The organism is Methylocapsa sp. D3K7 (assembly GCF_029855125.1).
Lineage (GTDB): Bacteria > Pseudomonadota > Alphaproteobacteria > Rhizobiales > Beijerinckiaceae > Methylocapsa.
Map to the genome: position 1 here is coordinate 4000920 of NZ_CP123229.1, position 17557 is coordinate 4018476.

General features: G+C 56.9%; 16 protein-coding genes. 7 read left to right on the forward strand and 9 right to left on the reverse strand.

The window, feature by feature from the left end:
• Positions 1-236 precede the first annotated feature (236 nt).
• Positions 237-1244, forward strand: a complete 1008-nt coding sequence (locus QEV83_RS18740; protein ID WP_280129156.1) for a hypothetical protein — start codon at positions 237-239, stop codon at positions 1242-1244.
• Between the two features lie 395 nt (positions 1245-1639).
• On the opposite strand, the gene QEV83_RS18745 is transcribed toward QEV83_RS18740, so the two are convergent.
• Both QEV83_RS18745 and QEV83_RS18750 read right to left on the reverse strand, forming a co-directional pair.
• Positions 1640-2512 (reverse strand): CoA ester lyase, encoded by an 873-nt coding sequence (locus QEV83_RS18745; RefSeq protein WP_280129157.1) that lies wholly within the window; start codon positions 2510-2512, stop codon positions 1640-1642.
• A gap of 68 nt (positions 2513-2580) precedes the next feature.
• Positions 2581-3072 (reverse strand): MaoC family dehydratase, encoded by a 492-nt coding sequence (locus QEV83_RS18750; protein WP_280129158.1) that lies wholly within the window; start codon positions 3070-3072, stop codon positions 2581-2583.
• 110 nt (positions 3073-3182) lie between these two features.
• On the opposite strand from QEV83_RS18750, the gene QEV83_RS18755 reads away from it, so the two are divergent.
• Positions 3183-4460 (forward strand): DUF2336 domain-containing protein, encoded by a 1278-nt coding sequence (locus tag QEV83_RS18755; RefSeq protein ID WP_280129159.1) that lies wholly within the window; start codon positions 3183-3185, stop codon positions 4458-4460.
• Positions 4461-4475: 15 nt separating this feature from the next.
• On the opposite strand, the gene QEV83_RS18760 is transcribed toward QEV83_RS18755, so the two are convergent.
• The 7 genes from QEV83_RS18760 to QEV83_RS18790 all read right to left on the reverse strand — a co-directional run bounded on the left by QEV83_RS18760 (position 4476) and on the right by QEV83_RS18790 (position 13154).
• Entirely contained in the window at positions 4476-5063 is a 588-nt protein-coding gene (locus QEV83_RS18760; protein ID WP_280129160.1) for an NUDIX domain-containing protein, read from the reverse strand.
• Positions 5064-5067: 4 nt separating this feature from the next.
• The gene (locus QEV83_RS18765; RefSeq protein ID WP_280129161.1) at positions 5068-5859 is read right to left on the reverse strand and encodes an NAD kinase; all 792 of its coding nucleotides are present in this window, start codon (positions 5857-5859) and stop codon (positions 5068-5070) included.
• Positions 5860-5926: 67 nt separating this feature from the next.
• On the reverse strand, positions 5927-6481 hold the full coding sequence (locus tag QEV83_RS18770; protein WP_280129162.1) for a histidine phosphatase family protein: 555 nt from the start codon (positions 6479-6481) through the stop codon (positions 5927-5929).
• A 33-nt stretch (positions 6482-6514) separates the two neighbouring features.
• A complete protein-coding gene (locus QEV83_RS18775) occupies positions 6515-8746 on the reverse strand; it encodes a Wzz/FepE/Etk N-terminal domain-containing protein (RefSeq protein ID WP_280129163.1) in 2232 nt (743 codons plus the stop codon).
• Positions 8747-9352: 606 nt separating this feature from the next.
• On the reverse strand, positions 9353-10675 hold the full coding sequence (locus QEV83_RS18780; RefSeq protein ID WP_280129164.1) for a glycosyltransferase family 1 protein: 1323 nt from the start codon (positions 10673-10675) through the stop codon (positions 9353-9355).
• 67 nt (positions 10676-10742) lie between these two features.
• Positions 10743-11615: a glycosyltransferase family A protein gene (locus tag QEV83_RS18785; protein ID WP_280129165.1), complete on the reverse strand. Its 873-nt coding sequence runs from the start codon at positions 11613-11615 to the stop codon at positions 10743-10745.
• Between the two features lie 648 nt (positions 11616-12263).
• The gene (locus QEV83_RS18790) at positions 12264-13154 is read right to left on the reverse strand and encodes a glycosyltransferase (protein WP_280129166.1); all 891 of its coding nucleotides are present in this window, start codon (positions 13152-13154) and stop codon (positions 12264-12266) included.
• Positions 13155-13452: 298 nt separating this feature from the next.
• Between QEV83_RS18790 and QEV83_RS18795 the strand changes: the two genes are divergently transcribed.
• The 5 genes from QEV83_RS18795 to thiL all read left to right on the forward strand — a co-directional run bounded on the left by QEV83_RS18795 (position 13453) and on the right by thiL (position 17391).
• Positions 13453-14604, forward strand: coding sequence for a hypothetical protein (locus tag QEV83_RS18795; RefSeq protein ID WP_280129167.1), 1152 nt, complete (start codon positions 13453-13455; stop codon positions 14602-14604).
• Between the two features lie 213 nt (positions 14605-14817).
• Positions 14818-15192, forward strand: a complete 375-nt coding sequence (locus QEV83_RS18800; RefSeq protein ID WP_280129168.1) for a hypothetical protein — start codon at positions 14818-14820, stop codon at positions 15190-15192.
• 220 nt (positions 15193-15412) lie between these two features.
• Entirely contained in the window at positions 15413-15928 is a 516-nt protein-coding gene (ribH, locus tag QEV83_RS18805) for a 6,7-dimethyl-8-ribityllumazine synthase (RefSeq protein WP_280129169.1), read from the forward strand.
• Complete coding sequence (gene nusB / locus QEV83_RS18810; RefSeq protein WP_280129170.1) at positions 15928-16392, forward strand: transcription antitermination factor NusB; 465 nt, start codon at positions 15928-15930, stop codon at positions 16390-16392. The genes ribH and nusB overlap by 1 nt, the downstream gene beginning before the upstream one ends.
• 3 nt (positions 16393-16395) lie before the next feature.
• The gene (gene thiL / locus QEV83_RS18815; protein WP_280129171.1) at positions 16396-17391 is read left to right on the forward strand and encodes a thiamine-phosphate kinase; all 996 of its coding nucleotides are present in this window, start codon (positions 16396-16398) and stop codon (positions 17389-17391) included.
• Positions 17392-17557 lie beyond the last annotated feature (166 nt).

Below are 17557 nucleotides of genomic sequence, written 5' to 3' on the forward strand. Positions count from 1 at the left end.
GTACGATTGGGAAGCAAAACCTTACAAGGCGGAGGACAGAGGTTTCTTCTGCATTCGAGTAAGAACGGCCAAAATCTTGCGGCAATTTCAGGAAGGCTCGGTTTCCGCCGCTATGATTTTTGATGCCGCTGAAGAGGATCATGAATGTATGATTGACTAAGGGAATTAAGACCGCCGTTTCGATTTATCCGTCACCCGCGTTCGCGATTGTCGCGGGTGATCCAGTGAGAGGCCACATGAATCAAACGGTAAAATGTCCGGTTTGCGATGAAGCCGGGTGTTCTAAAGCAACGTCAACGAAGACCGATCGTCATGGCCATGCAAGGGCCTATGAGTGCCCGAGATGTGGGTACTTCATTCTCACGGATTTCTTAAATCTCTCGGATTTCATAGAAGATGGCAAATCAGCAGGCTTGTCCCCTAGGCAGCGGGCTATCCTGAGTCATCGTCTCAGGCGCCAACAGCGTGATGTAGGTGTGCCTCCTGCGGTCGATAAAGATAAGTTGCCGCAGGTTGACGATCCGCTCCCAACTCCGGCGGAACAGGCCGACAATCTGATCTTGTGGATCGGCGATCGTCGGCTGCCGCCGCCAGAATACGTTAGAATTTCGGTTCCAGAAGTGTCTGCTTGGATTGGCGCGGCGATTACGCTGACAAATAAACATGATGACGCGTTGACATGGTTATTAAACCAAGAATCAGTGAAGAGCCTTGTGGAAATTGGGCCACTTGGTCGGTATAAGTTTCTCCGGCTCACGATGGTGGGCTGGCAACGATACGAAGCCCTTAAGCATGCTCAGGTCGAAAGCCGCACGGCGTTCATGGCGATGAAGTTTGGCGACGAGGAACTCAATCGAGTGGTCAAAGACTGTTTTAAACCAGCGGTCGAAGCAACAGATTTCAATTTACGTGTTCTCACCGATAGCCAGCCCGCAGGTCTGATCGACGACCAGCTTCGCGTAGCACTTCGGACCGCACGCTTTGTGATCGCCGACCTGACTCATGGGAACAACGGCGCCTATTGGGAGGCGGGGTACGCCGAAGGCTTGGGGCGCCCGGTCATCTACACTTGCCGCAAAAAGGAGTGGGATGAGCGTGACCTGCCTAGCGAGCAAAAGGTGCATTTTGATACTAACCACCATCTTACTGTCATATGGGACCCTGACAAACTAGTAGAAGCTGCCACCCAGTTGAAAGCGACGATCCGGAATACTTTGCCCGCCGAGGCGAAGATGACGGATTGATCGTCTATTGGCTGAAGTCAGATTTCGCCATTCATCTCACGGCGAGCATTATCGGCGAGGCGGAGTCTATTCTGTCAAGGATGCGGAGCACCGGCTTCGCCGGCGCGAGCGGAGCTCGCGTCCTTGACAGAATTGATCCGCTCGCCAAACTCGCCGCCAAGAGATGAAAGGGTAGTTCTGATTTTCTGCGACAATGACCGAATCTCGAATCCAAACTCTGGCCGCTCTTGAGATGAGTTTTGGAACTAACCCCGTCATCGCCGATAAAGCCTATTCGCCTTAGCCGTTTCAGCGCCCCTACCACGGCCAAAGAAACCACCGCTTTCGTAGGACGTGGGTAGGCTGACGCGCGGCCGTTCCAACCGTCATAGGGCCGCCCAAGTGGCGCACAAAACTTAGGTTTCTCCAATGCTCGCAAGCAGCCGCCGCGCTTTGCTAAGATGCGGCACATCGAGCATCTCGCCCTCATAATTGATGACACCCGCATGCGGCTCGGCCGCGAAGGCGGCGACGATGGCGCGGGCCTTGGCGACGGACTCTGCGGAGGGCGAAAAAACCTCGTTGATGATGTCGATCTGCCCTGGATGGATCGCCATCTTGCCGGCAAAACCGTCGCGTTTTGCCTCCTCGCATTCGAGGCGCAGGCGGGCGAGATCGCGAAAATTCCCATGCACGGCGTCGATCGGCAACACGCCGGCGGAGGACGCCGCGAAAAGTGTCAGACTTCGCGCCAGCAAAAACGGCAAGGTATAGCCGCCGTCAGTGCCGCGATTGGTCTCAGCGCCGAGCGCCGCCGCGAGATCCTCGGCGCCCCAGGTCAGGCCCTCAAGCCGTTGGCTGGCGCCCGCGTAAGAGCCCATGTTGAAAATCGCGGCCGGGGTTTCGGTGACGATCGCCATGATCTTTGTCGCGCCATCGGCGATGTCATTCTCAGCTTCCTTGACCGCGAGCAGCGCGCCAAGGTGCTGGAGCGAGGCGCCATTGACGCTTTTGGGCAGAAGGATTCCATCCGGCGGCGCTTGCATCACTATGCTAAGATCGTCTTCGGTCAGTCCGGAATTAAGCCCATTGACGCGCACGTAAAGACGCGGGCGTTGATGTTCGCGCAAGGCCGAGGCAAGAAAGGCGTAGGCTTGCTCGCGGGCCAACTGTTTTGCCTCGGGTGCAATGGAATCCTCCAAGTCTAGGATGAGACAATCGGCGCCGCTCGCCAAACCTTTGGCGAGTTTTTTTTCGCTGTCGGCGGGAATGAAAAGCAATGAGCGCATGCGATGGCTTCTCTATCTGTTGACGCATGATCTTTTCCAAAAAGTCTGCAAGTTTTTGGGATCATGTTTTAAACTTCAATCGTTCGGGTTTTCATCATCGTCTGGCGGCGGCACTCGGCGACGAGTTTTTCCTCTTGGCTGTAGGCGCGATGGAGGAATTCGACAATGCCCGCGTCGCGGCGCGAATGCGACAGGCGCTTGCTCAAAATTTCGGTGGTGACATGGATGCTGTCGCCTTCGAACAAGGGCGCCGGAAAGCGCACCTCGGTCATGCCGAGATTGGCGATGGTGGTGCCGACCGTGAGATCGTTGACGGAAATCCCGATCATCAAGCCGAGCGTAAAAAGCGAGTTCATGAGCGGGCGCCCCCATTCGGTTTCCGTCGCGCAATAATGGGCATCAATGTGGAGCGGCGCCGGATTGAGCGTCATGTTGGAGAACAGCATATTGTCCATTTGGGTGACGGTCCGCGTCAGCCGGTGCTCGATCACAGCGCCGGTTTCGAAATCCTCGAAATAGAGGCCGCCGCGCTTGTGACGCTCGCCTTGGTTATTGCTCATGCGCTGCTCCCCAATCTTGTCCCGGGCTGGTGATGTCGCGGGAGGATTTAAGTTTTCTTTACCATGCCGGACAAAACTCATTTTGTAAGATGTTTTTGGATTCGCAAACCATGCCGGCCCGGAAATTCTTGGAATGGGAGAAGACCGCTTCACCGGTTGCGCGAGCCAGCGCCGCCGTGGCGCTCGCGCGTGCCTTTCTTTATGGGGGCCTTGTGGCATGCGAAGCTGACCAAGTCCGGCTTGTCTTGACGGGGCTGCTCGATGATCCCTCACCCCTCGTTCGCGGCGCCCTCGCCGAGACGCTCGCAAGCGATGCGCATGTGCCGCATTACATGGTTCTCACCCTTGCGGGAGACAGTTCAGATATTGCCGCGATCGTGCTGGGGCGCTCGCCGCTGTTTTCGGATACGGAGCTTATCGATTTTGCCGCCACCGCGAATGGCTTCGTTCAAACGGCCATTGCGCTCCGGCCTCTTGTTTCGGCGCCGGTGGCGGCGGCGCTGGCCGAAACCGGCGCTTGCGCGGCCTTGCGGGCGCTCGCCACCAACCCGGGCGCCAAGCTTTTGGATTTTTCCATCCGGCGGATGATCGGGCGGCACGGCCATGATGCCGGTTTGCGGGCGGCGCTCTTAACGCGGCCGGATCTGCCGGCGGCGCTGCGTTCGGATCTCGCGGGCGGGGCGGCCAAGGCACTCGCGATGCGGCTGACCGGAGCCGCCGGACTGCCGCCGGAAGAAGCCGCGCGTCTGACGCGCGATGCCCGTGAGAAAGCCAATGTTCAAATCGCCGCCGAATGCGCTTGCGAAGTCAATGGCCTCCCGGCCTTCGTCGCGCATCTGCGCGGCACGGGACAATTGACCGCCGGGCTTTTGCTGCGCGGCTTGCTTTGCGGCAACAAGCGACTGCTTGAGGCAGCGCTCGCCGATCTGACGGGGGTGCCCATCGCCCGCGTCGCTATTCTGGCGGCGAAGAGCAAAAGTTCCAAATTCGCGGCGCTTTATCGAAGAGCGCGAATGCCGGAGCGGTTGCTGCCGGCTTTTGCCGCGGGGCTGGAGGCGGTTGTTACAGCAAGGTTACGCGGGCCGGTGTCGGCGCGTCTGCAGGGGGCTATTGTGGCAAGCGTTCTGGGCGCCTGCGTGTCGATCAATCGCGGTGAACTGGATCAATTGATTGCAAGACTGCGGCGTTTGGAAGCCGAAGCCGTGCGGGACGAGGCCCGGAATTTTCGCCATGGAGTATTGTCAGCACCGCGAAGGTTCGATGCGCCCCGCCGCTTGCTCGCGGCAACAGGGCCTCGACACGTGCCGGAAAAAGCCGGAACTGCCGCAAAGCCCACGTGCGTCACGATTGATCTTGCCGCATTCGAGGCCGCGCTCGCGGCGGCATGAGCCCCGCCAGCTGTGTCAGCGGGGCGCAAGCATGAGACCGGCGCGGTCGGCATAGTGCAAGAGCAAAATGGTCTTGGCGTCGACGATCTCGCCGCTGCCGATCATGGCGAGCGCTTCGTCGAGCGTTGGCTCAAGGATTTCGATATCCTCGTCTTCCTCATGAAGACCGCCACCCTTTCCCGTTCGATCTTCCTGCGTATATTGGGCGGTGAAGAAAGTGAGCTTTTCGGAAAATGTTCCAGGGCTCATATAGGCCTCGAAAAGACGGCAGGGATTTCGCACGACAATTCCGGTTTCTTCCTCCGCTTCCTTGATGATGCGGGTCTCGGCGTCCGCGCCCTCGAGTCTGCCCGCGCAGACCTCGATCAGGCTTTCGCGGCCCTCCCGCAAATATGCGGTCATACGAAACTGCCGGACGAGAATGACCCGCGAGCGGCTCGGGTCGTAGAGCAAAATCGCGACACCATTGCCGGTGTCATAGATCTCGCGGTCGAAGGTTTGTTCGGGCCCGGCGAAGCGCTTGCGCGAGACCGTGAATTTTTCCAAGAGTCCATTCCCGCGCGAAAGAACGCGCCGGGCGAGGATGCGAATGCCGCTGGTCATCCCTCTAATACCCAAATTGTTCGCGCAGGATCCGTTCGTCAAGCGAATGACCGGGATCGTGAAGAAGAATGAGATCGGTCGCATGGTCCATCGCAACCGCGACCTTGACGACGTCTTTGACCTCGAAATGATCGGCGACAGCGGCGACGGGACGCTTATCCGCTTCAAGAATATCGATCGTCACATGGGCCGTATCGGGCAAGAGAGCGCTGGTCCAGCGGCGTGGCCGGAACGGGGCGATCGGCGTCAGCGACATCAAGGTCGCATCGAGGGGCAATATCGGTCCATGCGCCGAGAGATTATAGGCGGTCGAGCCGACGGGCGTGGCAACGAGCAGCCCATCGGCGATCAATTCGGCGAGCCGTTCCTTGCCATCGATCGAAATGCGCATTTTCGCCGCTTGATAGGACTGCCGGAGGACCGAGACTTCATTGATCGCCCGCGCCTTGATGGTTTCTCCTTGGGCGCTGGTGGCTTCCATGAGCAGCGGATGGACGATTGAGGCTTCGGCTTGGTCGAGGCGCTCCTCGAGATCAGGCCCATGAAATTCATTCATGAGAAAGCCTACGGAGCCTTGCTTCATGCCGTAGATCGGTTTGTTTTTCCCAATAAAGCGGTGCAGCGTTTGCAGCATGAGGCCATCACCGCCGAGCGCGACCACGACGTCGGCCGTTTCGGGATCCACATTTCCATAAAGGGCGAGGAAGTCGGCCTGTGCCGCATCCGCTTCGGGTGCGCCAGAGGACAAGAAAGCAATCCGTTCGAAGCGGCGTTTGGCGCTTTTTCTTGGTTGCATACGGTGCTGCTCCGGCCATGCAAGTGTGTGTTCTTGCCGCGAGCCCCGCCCGCTGTAAAGACAGCTCTCAATCGATCACATCAGGCCGGTCACCGGCAAGCAGAAGTTGAGGAACCTGGGTGAGGGTCCAGATTTCCGCGAGCCGGTCAAACACCCAAACGAGATCGAAGCGGTTTATAGGCCAATGCTGTGGCGCGGCCGTTGTGTTTCCCAGAATGGCATTGGCGACGACATGCATGGTTCTATGTTTCCAGGCAATCAAAACCGTTCCGTTCGATGCGAGCACTTTGGGGACGAGGTCCTCCTCCTCCCCTTCGTAATAGTCGCGATTGATTTTGACATGGATAAATTCGGCCAGGGGCAACAAACTGTGCTGCGGCCGGAGGCTTGGCGCGGCCTTGCCTGCCTTGCAGGCGAACAAGCTGGCTGGTCTTGCGAGGGCAGGGTGGACGAAATGATCGTCACGCGGTGCAAAAAAAGGAACAAGCGCGCCGGCCCTTTGCCAGCCGCGCACCGAGAGCTCTTCCTTGTCCTTGACGCCCGACTGTGACACTCCGAAGACCGACTTATCGGCGCTCGGCCGTTCCGTATGCCGGATCAGCATGATTTTTGCGCAACTCATCGCACCGGCTCCCGGCCGATGCCCACCGCGGGTTCAGAAACTTGCGTGTGTTCCCTTGTTGCTCCTCGCGGGAGTCGAAGCGGATTGGTCCACGTTGCTATATCGAGAGCGATATTTTTCATAATAATAATTGTTACGATAACGTTCGTAACGTCCTATCGAGGCCATATCGACTTTGTTCAGGATGACCCCGAGAAGCCGTTCATATATCTCCGGAGCGTTCAAGAGACCATGTCTCACAAGGTCAACTTTGGTGGTCCCCCATTCGATCGTGTAGATATAGGCATCGATGAAGTTTGTTGACGCGCGCGCGTCAACGACCGGGATCAGCGGCGGCAGATCGACGATAACATAATCGTACGTCTCCTGGAGGAGCGTGATCAGTTTTTTCATCGCGTCGGATGCAAGCAATTCGTTGGTATGGGGCATATTTGACTTTGGACCCGCCGGAAGCATCCGCAACCCGCTTCGCGGATCGAGCAGCAGACTTTCATCGAGCGATTTCCAGCCCGCCAGGACGTCGATCAGTCCTGGACCGTCATAAGCGAGCTGGCGCGACAGGGTTGGATTGCGGAGGTCGGCGTCGATCAAGATCGCGCGGCTGCCGCCATGCGCAATCAGTTGGGCGTAATTGGCGGCGATCGTGGATTTGCCTTCGCTGGGCAGGGTAGAAAGTACCCCTGTGACTCTCTTGGCTTTCAAAATACCGCTGAGATCATTCGAGACCTTGACGGTGCGCAGCGCTTCACTGAACTGGGAGAAAGGCTGATCGAGAACGAGATCAAGCATGGCTTGCGGGCGGATGAGCAGGGGTGGCGCAGGGAGCGGCGGCAGCGCCTCCACAATGGCGGGGTCTGCCGCGCTCTTCGCCGCCGTGGATTTGATAAGCGGCAGCATCGCAAGACAGCTGACTTGCAATTCTTCTTCAACTTGATCGCTTGAGCGGAAGACCCGGTCAAAGGCTTCGCGCAACGCCCCGACCCCAAAGCTGAGCATGCTGCCGCCGAAGAGCGCAAGAAGCATCACGAGCGATGTTTTCGGATAGCTCTTTGATAAGGGAGCATCGGCGGCGCCAACGAGGCGTGCCTCGGTGATCGGAAAGGATTGCTGTTGGACCGCCTCAAGGTAGCGTTGCAGGAAATTGTCGTGGAGCGACTTTGAAGTCTGGGCGGCGCTCTCCAGTTCCCGTAACTGAACCTGAGCCTGATTGGTAACCTGGCTTTTGGATACGGCGGAGCCGAGGTTCTTGTTCAAGCTTTGCTCCCGGGCGAGCGCGATTTCATAGTCGTTTTTGTAGCTTTGCTCGATCTTCAACATTTCATCATGGATTGACTTCTGAAGTTCGCGCATTTGCGTTTGCTGCGCGATAACGGACAAATGATTGGGTCCGTACTTCTGCGACCAGACCGAGACGCGGGCGGCCATGGTGAGGTAATCCTGCCGCAACTTGACGATGATGGGATTGTTCAGCGCATCGGTGATCGAAGAGTCTGGAACATCTTGTTTTATAACATCTTGAATACGGTCGTAGCGGGCTTTGGCTTCCGCCGTCGCAGCCTGAGAGAGAATGAGCTGGCTGTTGACTTCCGAAAGCTGCTGGTCATTCATCAATTGGCCGTTGGCACCGCCGGTATCGATGATGTTGTGCTGCTGGCGGAAATTGACGACGGCCTGTTGCTGGGCCGAGGTTTGCGCGCGAAGCTCCTTCAGACGGTCCTGCAACCAGACGCTTGCCCGCCGTGTCTCCTGATATTTGGCTTCGAGTTCGTCGTCGATATAGGCCTCCGCGATCGCATTCGCGATTTTCGCTGCTTTCTGCGGATCGACCGATTGAACGCTGATCTCCATCACATAGCTTTGACCGACTCGGGTGACCGTCCGTTTGCTCCCGAAGGTCCCAAGCACCCCTTTCGCCAGTTGCGTGCGCGCCAGGTTCTCATCCTTCACCGGTGGCGTTCCAAAAAGGTTGAATATACTGAAGGCACGGTCGATCAGGGAGCCAATAAATCCACGCGGACCGCCGGCGAATTCCGGATCCTTGGTCAGATTGAGCTGGTTGATGACCGCACGGCTGACATTGTCGGATTTCAGAAGTTCGATCTCGGTTTGCACCATGCTGGTGTCGACATTGATTTCACCTCGCGACGCGGATTGCGGGTTGAGCAATTGCGCCTTCCGGGCGTCGATCACGATCGATGCGGTGGCGACATAGGTGGGCACGGTGGTAAATACAAAGAGCGCGGCGAGCGCCATGCTCAGAATCAAGAATACAATCATAATTGGCAGTTGGTGCCGGATAACCCGCATATAAAAATTGCGGGGTCCCGAATCCAAAGGACTCGGAGCGGGTGCACCAGATTCATCCGAGATAAGACGCTTATCGACTTTAAGCATGCGATTCATGTCGCTCTTTGAACTTCCATATTGCCATGCTTCTGAGATGCCTTGGTGCCGCGATCAGCTCCGCCAGGCGGCGTTGGTCTAACTGGCGTATCCAGCATTCCTCCGGATGACAAGCGGACAGAGTTACTCGGCTTGAAACGCCGCCCATTCATGATCTCGATAATCGTTACAAGATGCGTCTATTTCAAGATGCGGCCAATTATTGAGAAGCCGGTCAACGAACCAGCAAGAACTGTGCCTATGGTATTCGAATATTTTGGCGAGAACATGGGGGCACCCCAGGAACGCAGAAAGGCATTTGTCTGGGTACGGCCTCCGGTCGGAGGAGACGGATGTGTATCGCCACGAATCACAGAGGCCATGAAGGCTCCCCCATCACGCCACGCTGATCAATTGTGAGCATATATTAGATAAACGTATGGTTCTATAATTATTAGCATTTTTCGTCGCGGCTTTTGGCCGCCCGGCTCAGGCTGGCCGAGGATTGAGTGACATCAAGAGGTTGAGGTACAATTGAGCACTTTTGGTCCATGAAAAACGTGACGCTTGACGGCGTCCTTCAGCCCGCATGGCGGCCGCAAGGTCTGGATCGTGGCGTAGGCGTTTGATTTGATCGAGCCAGGCACGAGGCGATTTCGGATCGACATAGAGGGCGGCGTTGCCACAAACTTCCGGCAGACTCGCGCATTCGGACGCGATCACCGGACAACCGAGGGCCATGGCTTCGAGAGCCGGCAAACCGAACCCCTCCGTCAGCGACGGAAACGCGAAACAAAATGCGTTTTGATACAGAGCCGCGAGATCGTCGTCCGTGACAAATCCAAGCATATGAACATTTGATGCGACGGAATGCTCAACGGGGGAAAAGTACCGGTTCGATGCTCCGGCAACCAGGAGATCGAGGCCCATGGCGTCGAGTTCCTTCGCGATCTCAAACAATATCTCGACGTTCTTGTGCCGCGCGCGGCTGCCGAGCACAAACACAAAAGGGCGTCTGGCCGGCAGGCTCGACGCATAAGTCGAACGCTCCGGCCGCCAGCGGTTGATATGCTCGTGACCGTTGGGAATGACAGTGATTTTCTCAAGCGGGCAAAGTTTGAATTCGTCCAGCATGCGGGCCGAAAAATTCGAAACTGTAACGAGGCGGGCCGCGCGCTTGGCCAAAATAGGCAGGATGGTCCGGTAATAAATCCGAAACGCTGGGCTGTAGCTTTCCGGCGCGAGGTATGTATTGGCGTCGTGAATGCAAATGACGTGGTTGGACGAAAGGATGGGTCCAATATTGCCAAGACTTAGCAAAATACCCCGCGACATCAGGGGCAAAACGCACTGGGTCCACATGGGACCGCCGATGCGGCCGAAGGTTGGTTGAACGCCGATCGTGTGGAGAGCAAGCTTGTTGGCACCAGCTGAAGGGACGATGATCTTGGCTTTTAGGGACGCGCTCCATTTCTCGTCTTCGAGGAGTGTGTCCAAGGCGGAAACGATCTCGCCGGCATATCTTTGAACGCCTGTGAGGTTTTGAGTGAGGAACCGGCCATTAATCGTTAGCTGCTGCAAATGCTGCAACCTTGCAGGCGAGTCCGGAGCATTGGGACGATCGATACATTCGCCAATTGATGTCCGGGTGACCGCTGGCGCCGCGTAGCCAGAATACTCTTGCTGCTTGGGCACCGCGATCTGTGGCAAAGGGTCGTCAATGGTCGCCTCCGTGCGGCGGCAGGAAAAGTCTGCCCGCGCGTGAAAGAAGGAGGTTCCGTTATCCGGTCTTTCGTGACGCTGAATGGGCATGAAATACAAAATCCTGAAATATTGATAATAACATTTGTAACACAATCCGCCAAAAATATCACAAAATTTACCTTGCTCCGATGACCCAGCCGCTCCACCCTTCGAACCGGCCGATGGCGACGTTTCGATAATATTGAACGTGTTTAATTTTACCGCGAACAAAAAACAGCAGCGAGCCAAACATAGGACGCCCGATCCATTTTAAAGCTGATAAAAATCCATATTTGTGAACCCGTAAAACGTGCCCTACGCCCCGCCCGTACTTCCGGCCTTTTCCCTGAATACCAGACTCCGCTTCAATATCGAACGAGTCATGGTGACCGTAAATCGACGGATCGTAATATCCATGCAACCGCTGAGAGAGTGCCCGGAGCATAATATCCTGCCCTTCGCACGATTGCCATGGCGTTGATGCACCGATGCCAATTTCCGGGTTGAATCCACCGACCTTCGCCAATGCGGCTCTCTTGAAAAAGATCGTCCATTCGATCCCGGTCGTCCAAACATTGTCCCGGTCGATGGGTTGAGGCACCTTCTCGAACCGTCCATTGATGCTATTCCCCTCTTGGTCGGCGGCGCGGCCAGACAAAAAATCTGCGCCTGTCGCCTCCAGTTGCGCGATGCCGCGCGCAAGGAACCAACTTGGATACCAGCAGTCGTCGTCCGGAAATACGATCATCTCGCCTTGCGCGTATTGCCATCCTTTGTTGCGCCCGCGGCTCAGGCCAGATTCCTGGGGAGTCCGAATGCGCCGCAAGGGAAACGGCCATCGCTGCCCCGCGAACAGTGGATCGAGGCAGTTGTCAAGATTCTGATCCACCACGATCACTTCGAAATTCTTGTATTCTTGCGCCACGAAGCTTTCGAACAGTCTCTCCAGTGGCGTCGTCCGCCCTCGCGTGGAAACAATAAGTGAAATCAATATTTCGTTACCAGCCAAAGTAGATACTCCGCAAATGAAGCGATCTTAGCGAAATAAATAAAGCATTCTACATTTTTTAATCGACACTTTTTAATATCCATTCTTGCAGCAATAAAATAACACAAATAATTCATCAGAAATAAGTTATTGTGATAGCATAATTAAGTATTTTCTTTCTTGATTTTAGATATTTTAGAGAAGCTCTATAGTTACAAAAGACGTGAAAACAATACCGCAGTCAATCACAGCTGGGGTCGAGCCTTGCCACGATCCGATGATGGATGTTTGCATCATCGTCTCCTGAATCTGTTTTCACCCGGCCCTCCTGCGTGCCTGTCTTGAACCTATGGGCTGGACCTATGGCGTTTGACATCGGGCCGCACACGGGAAATGTGCGTCCAGCGACGTCCGCTTTCAGATAAACAGCAAACGCACGCCCGCGCTTCCCCCATTTGGTTTAAGGGCGGCGGCTTTTTGTGCTTGAGGGAAACTGAAATCATCCACATGGCATGGCGTAACTCCTTGCCAGGGCGGCGAGTCGTCCATGCGTTCGCGCTGATGTGGGAGCCGCCGGGGTCGAGGCTCGTTTTCAACCGGCCATCCGCCCGGTGGGAACAAGTACAGTCAGGCTTTAGATTGGGCAATGGCGCGAGGCCGTTACCCAGGCTAGAGCTTGAGGATCCGCCTTGGATCGAGGCGGCCGCGAAAAAAATCGGCGAGGCCGAGGAGATTGCCGAGGGCGCGTCCTCGGCGGTCGATCCAAGGCTCCGGCCTGATCGATTTTATGATATTTACCAGAACATTACGAACCAATTGAGAGAGAGCCCCACCGCCGCGTGTGGTGCCTTTGCGCCAAAGATAATAGGGATTGGCGATCTGCGAATAGCCAAACCGGATCCCGGAGGTGCGGCCTCCTTTGATGCCGAGATGAACACCAGTCATCCGCCGATTCTTGACGATCCGGCCATAGGCTGCAAGCTGGCGGGAGAAGTCGACGTCCTCCGCCCAGCCATAGAGGGGCAGGTTTTCGTCGAAGCGCAGACCATGCGTGCGGACCGGGTCCAAGCGCACGGCCATGTTGCAGCCATAGCCGGCATAGTGGTCGGTCAAAGGCAATGCTTCGTCTGACGGAACGAAAGACGCAATAATAGTCCTTGCTTCACCGGCCTGAAGCCCGGGCCCCTTGATGTCGTCGGCGAGCGTTCTGCCAGTCGCAACCACGACTGATGGATTTGCCGCGAAGCAGGCTTCAAGCTCGGCGAGATAAGTCGGCGCGGCGAAGAAATCGTCATCGAAGAACATGACAATATCAAATTGCTGTGCGGCGTCGAGAATTGCATTGCGCTGAGCGGAGGAACCGCGCGAACCTGTGACGACCTTGACGCCGAAGGGCAGTTTCGGGGTCTGGGACGTATCAAAATCGTCCGCCGCCGCCGGACAAATCAAAACCGCCTCGGGCAACCGTGTTTGACGCGTCAGCTCGAGCAAGGTTTCCGCGAGAATCACGCGGCGGCCGGCTGTCGCGATTCCCACCGCGATCCTCAATCCTGAGCGCATCAAATCAGCCCGGCTAAAGCTTTAGAGGATAGGGGGGCTGCGTAGCACCCGCCAGGTGCGGAATCAAGGTTCTCATAGGCGGCATAATTGACACATTTTAAACGCGTTGATGTTGCTTTATAGTGAAGTTATCTATGCGGCAAAATGGGTTAATGCCGTTGTGTGATATGTCACGGTTGGTGCGGCGCGGCAAAAGAATCATTGACGAGCTATTATAGATGATTATAGTCAACAATCATCATGCTGGTCTCATGATTTGTCGGTGCGTGAATTCCGGTTCAGGCGGAGGACAAGCAGTTTGACGGATCGCATTCTCATCATCACGGGGCACGATTATCGCAGTCCGCGCAGAACGACCATCCATTTCGTAGCCCAGGAACTGGCCAAAACCGCTTCGGTGCGATTTCTCTCGGTCGGCTTTAGCTATCTTTCCCTCCTTAAGGGCGATCCGAGGTCGGAACTTGCCGCTCAGGCCAATACGGTCAGCTATGTGAACGGCGTTGAATGTTTCCTTTGGAAGACCTTGGTCCATCCCTTTAATACAAAGGTCCGCGCGCTCCGCTGGCTTGAGCACGCATATTTTAAATATTACAGATTGCTGCTTCCCAAGCTGACGGCCCGCTGGATGGCTGAAGCCCAGACAATTATTGTCGAAACGGGTCTTGGAATCATCTTTATAGAGATGATCCGCAATACGAACCCTAATGCGACCATTATCTATTTTGCGTCGGACGATCTCGCCGTTATCGGCTGCTCCCCTTATATCGGCTCGGAACTCAACCGCGTGGCAAAATGTGTAAACTGGTCGCGGGTGGCATCCCCCGCGCTGGCTGGCCGGTGTGTGCCAGACGTTCCAGTCTATTATATTCCCCATGGCGTCGATCACCGCATTACAGGGCAAGACGAAGCCTCGCCCTATAGTGCAGGAACTCACGCGGTTTCGGTCGGGTCCATGCTGTTTGATGAGAGCTTTTTCGTGCTGGCCGCGGATCAGTTTCCGGAAGTCCAGTTCCACGTTATAGGTTCAGGTAAAACGAGCAACGCGCTATTGCGCCCAAATATTCATGTTTATGGCGAGATGAAATTCGCCGAAACCGTTAAATACATCAAACATGCGAAGTTTTGCATAGCTCCTTACCGCCGTAATAGTGCCGCTGCTTATTTGGCTGATACCTCCGCGAAACTGCTGCAATATGAATTTTTGGGGCTGCCCGCTGTGTGTCCTTCTTTCGCGGCCGGAGGCCGCCCCCACCGGTTCGGCTATGAACCCGGTGACGGCGACTCGATCGCACAGGCCATTCGAGCGGCAATGCGCCAGGAAAAACATAAGCCAGGCCATTATCTGAGCTGGGCGGATGTCGCCAACCGTGTCGTGAACCCAGGGGCCTATCCCGACACGCCGCTGCTGCCAACCGACGGAAGCAGAGTGCTTTCACGGGCGGTCGCCTAGCCACTCCCGGATACGCTCTCGTTGTCGTCTGCTGCTTGGGGCCGAGCGCCTGATACCGGGCCTCGAGATACCTCCCTTGGCGTTTGCGAGAAAGCCGCCTTCCCACGGTGGACGGCAATCCATACCGATTGATTATCCCGGGCGGTCTGTGTACTGACGAAGGGGAAATCCAGCCGATGAAATCCAAGCTCGGCGCCTCTCGCGGAGTTTGCAATGCAAACAGTGACCATCTCTGCATCAAAGTTCAGCAAAGCGTGTTTTTCGGCGGCCATTTTCCTCGCCGCGTTAGGCTTGGCCGCTTGTAATCAGACAGCAAATTCGCCAGGGCCGGTTGCGTCAACCGATCCACGTGCCCCGGCGCCCCCAAACTGGCCGAAGCTGCCCGACGGTGCCGCTTGCACTGGGGAGCTTACCCATTATCAGACCGTTCTTGATGCCGACGTCAGCACCGGAAATGTCAACCGGTCGGTTTATGATCAGATAGAAACCGAGTTGGTTCCTGCCGCGAATGCTTGCGCCGCGGGCAAAGACAGCGAAGCGCGCGCCATGATCCGGTCGGCGAAAGTGAAGCACGGCTATCGAGCGTGATCGCGCTTACCGCGCGAACTCATAATCCCGGCGCATTTGCATAGCCGCTTTGCGCCGGTGGCCGTGAAGCTCTAAAATTGGGCCTGGGTGCCAAGCATCGATGCCAGGCCGATCTCAGCGGAGTTTGGTCTTGATATCGCGGCGGTGGCGATGTTCCGCCACTCAGCCGTTTCCTGCCGTTTCTGTTCGCCGTTCCGGCAAAACTTTCCAGGTACAATTGATGGCTTCGCCACGCCGGTCTCCCAACATCCATCGTCCGGACTCGAAGGGCGGCCGCTTCCTGGTTGTTGAGGCGGGATTTTACGAGAATATTGCGGGGATGCTGCGGGAAGGCGCGCAGCGGGCGTTTGGCAGTGCCGGGGCTTTGGTTGATGTCGTCGCAGTCCCCGGCGCGCTCGAAATTCCGATTGCCATGGCGCTCGCGCTCGAGCATGCTGAATCCCGCCAGCAGCCATTCGATGGCGCGGTCGCGCTGGGTTGCGTCATTCGCGGTGAAACCTATCATTTTGAGATCGTCGCCAATGAATGCGCGCGCGCCCTGACGCAGCTTGCCATGTCCCGCAGGCTTGCCTTCGGCAATGGCGTATTGAGCGTCGAGAACGAGGAGCAAGCATTGTCGCGTGCCAATCCCGCGCAAGGCGACAAGGGCGGTGACGCGGCGCGGGCGGCGCTCTCGCTTTACCGGTTGAGGCTTGAGTTGAAACCCGTGCCAAACCTCAACACCGGAGCACTTTGATGGCCAATGCCGATAAGCGTTCCGCAGCGCGCCTCGCCGCCGTTCAGGCGCTCTATCAAATGGATGTCACCGGCAATGGTCTCAAGGAGACTCGCAACGAGTTCGAGTCGTTTTGGATCGGCCATGAAATCGAGGGCGAGCGCTACAAGGACGCGGAAATCGCCTTTTTTGATGATATTCTCGCGGGTGTCGTCGCGGGCCAGGGGCCAATCGACCGGGTGATCGACAAAACCTTGGCGTCGGGCTGGCCCTTGGCACGGATCGATTCCGTGATGCGGGCGATTTTGCGTGCGGGTGCCTATGAATTGCGGCAGCGCGCCGATGTTCCAGCGCGTGTCTCCATCAAGGAATATGTCGATGTCGCAGGCGCGTTTTTTGGCGCGGAGGAATCGGGCATGGTCAATGCGGTACTGGACGCCGTGGCCCGGCAGTGCCGCGCGGCGGAATTCGAACCGCGCGGTTAGTCGATGCCGCGTCCGTCCGAAGACGCTTTGATCGCGACTTATTTCGCGCCGATCGCGGGTGCTGGCTCCTTTGGCCTCCGGGACGATGCGGCGGTTCTGACGTATGAGCCCGGCCAAGACCTTGTCGCCACCAAGGATATGCTGGTCGCCGGTGTCCATTTTTTTGCTGACGATCCGCCCGGCGCTGTCGCCCGCAAAGCCCTGAGGGTCAATCTCTCCGATCTCGCGGCCAAGGGCGCGGAACCGCGCGGCTTTCTCCTCGGCCTCGCTCTGCCTGAAGATTGGACGCCCGAATGGCTCGCCGGCTTCGCGCAAGGGCTTAGCGAGGACGCCGCTGATTACGCCTGTCCCCTACTCGGCGGCGACACCGTCAAAAGCAACGGGTCGCTTGTCGTATCGATTACCGCGCTCGGCGCGGTCCCAGAGCACAAAATGATTTTGCGCGAGGGCGCCGCTGCGGGCGACCTCCTGTATGTGACCGGCACCATCGGCGACGCGGCCTTGGGCTTACGATTGAGGACCAGTGCGGCAGAGGACATGGAATGGACCAAATCGATTGGCCAAATGGATGCGGCCTTTCTCGCTGGCCGCTATTTGCTGCCGCAGCCGCGTCTTTTTCTGGGGGCCGCGCTGCGCGCCCATGCTCACGCCGCCATGGATATTTCCGACGGACTTGCGGGCGATCTCGCAAAACTCTTGCAGCTCACTGGAATGACAGCCGAGATAAAAGCCGCCTCTGTTCCGCTGTCCAAAGCGGCGCTGAAGCTTGCGCGGGAATGGCCCTTTCTGCTCGAAACGATTCTTACGGGGGGCGACGATTATGAACTGCTTTGCGCGGTGCCTGCCTCAGAGGGCACCGCGTTCGAAGCCAGCGCCAAGGCTGAAGGGATAGCTGTGCATAAGATCGGCACGGCCAAGCCCGGTGATGGGCCGCCGGTGTTCAAAGATAAACGAGGGCAAAATATGGTTTTCGCACAGCCGTCGTTCCGGCATTTTTAACGGCTAAGTTCTGCTTTTCCCCTCTTTGGCCGCCGTGGCCTGCTCCAACTCTTTGATTTTGAGCGATTCCTTTTCCATCAGGCAATTCCTTGCGATGCGAGCGGCTCGAGGCCGCCGCCCAACGTACAATTGCGCGATGAAGCGGTTTCTGTATAGGTCATGTACC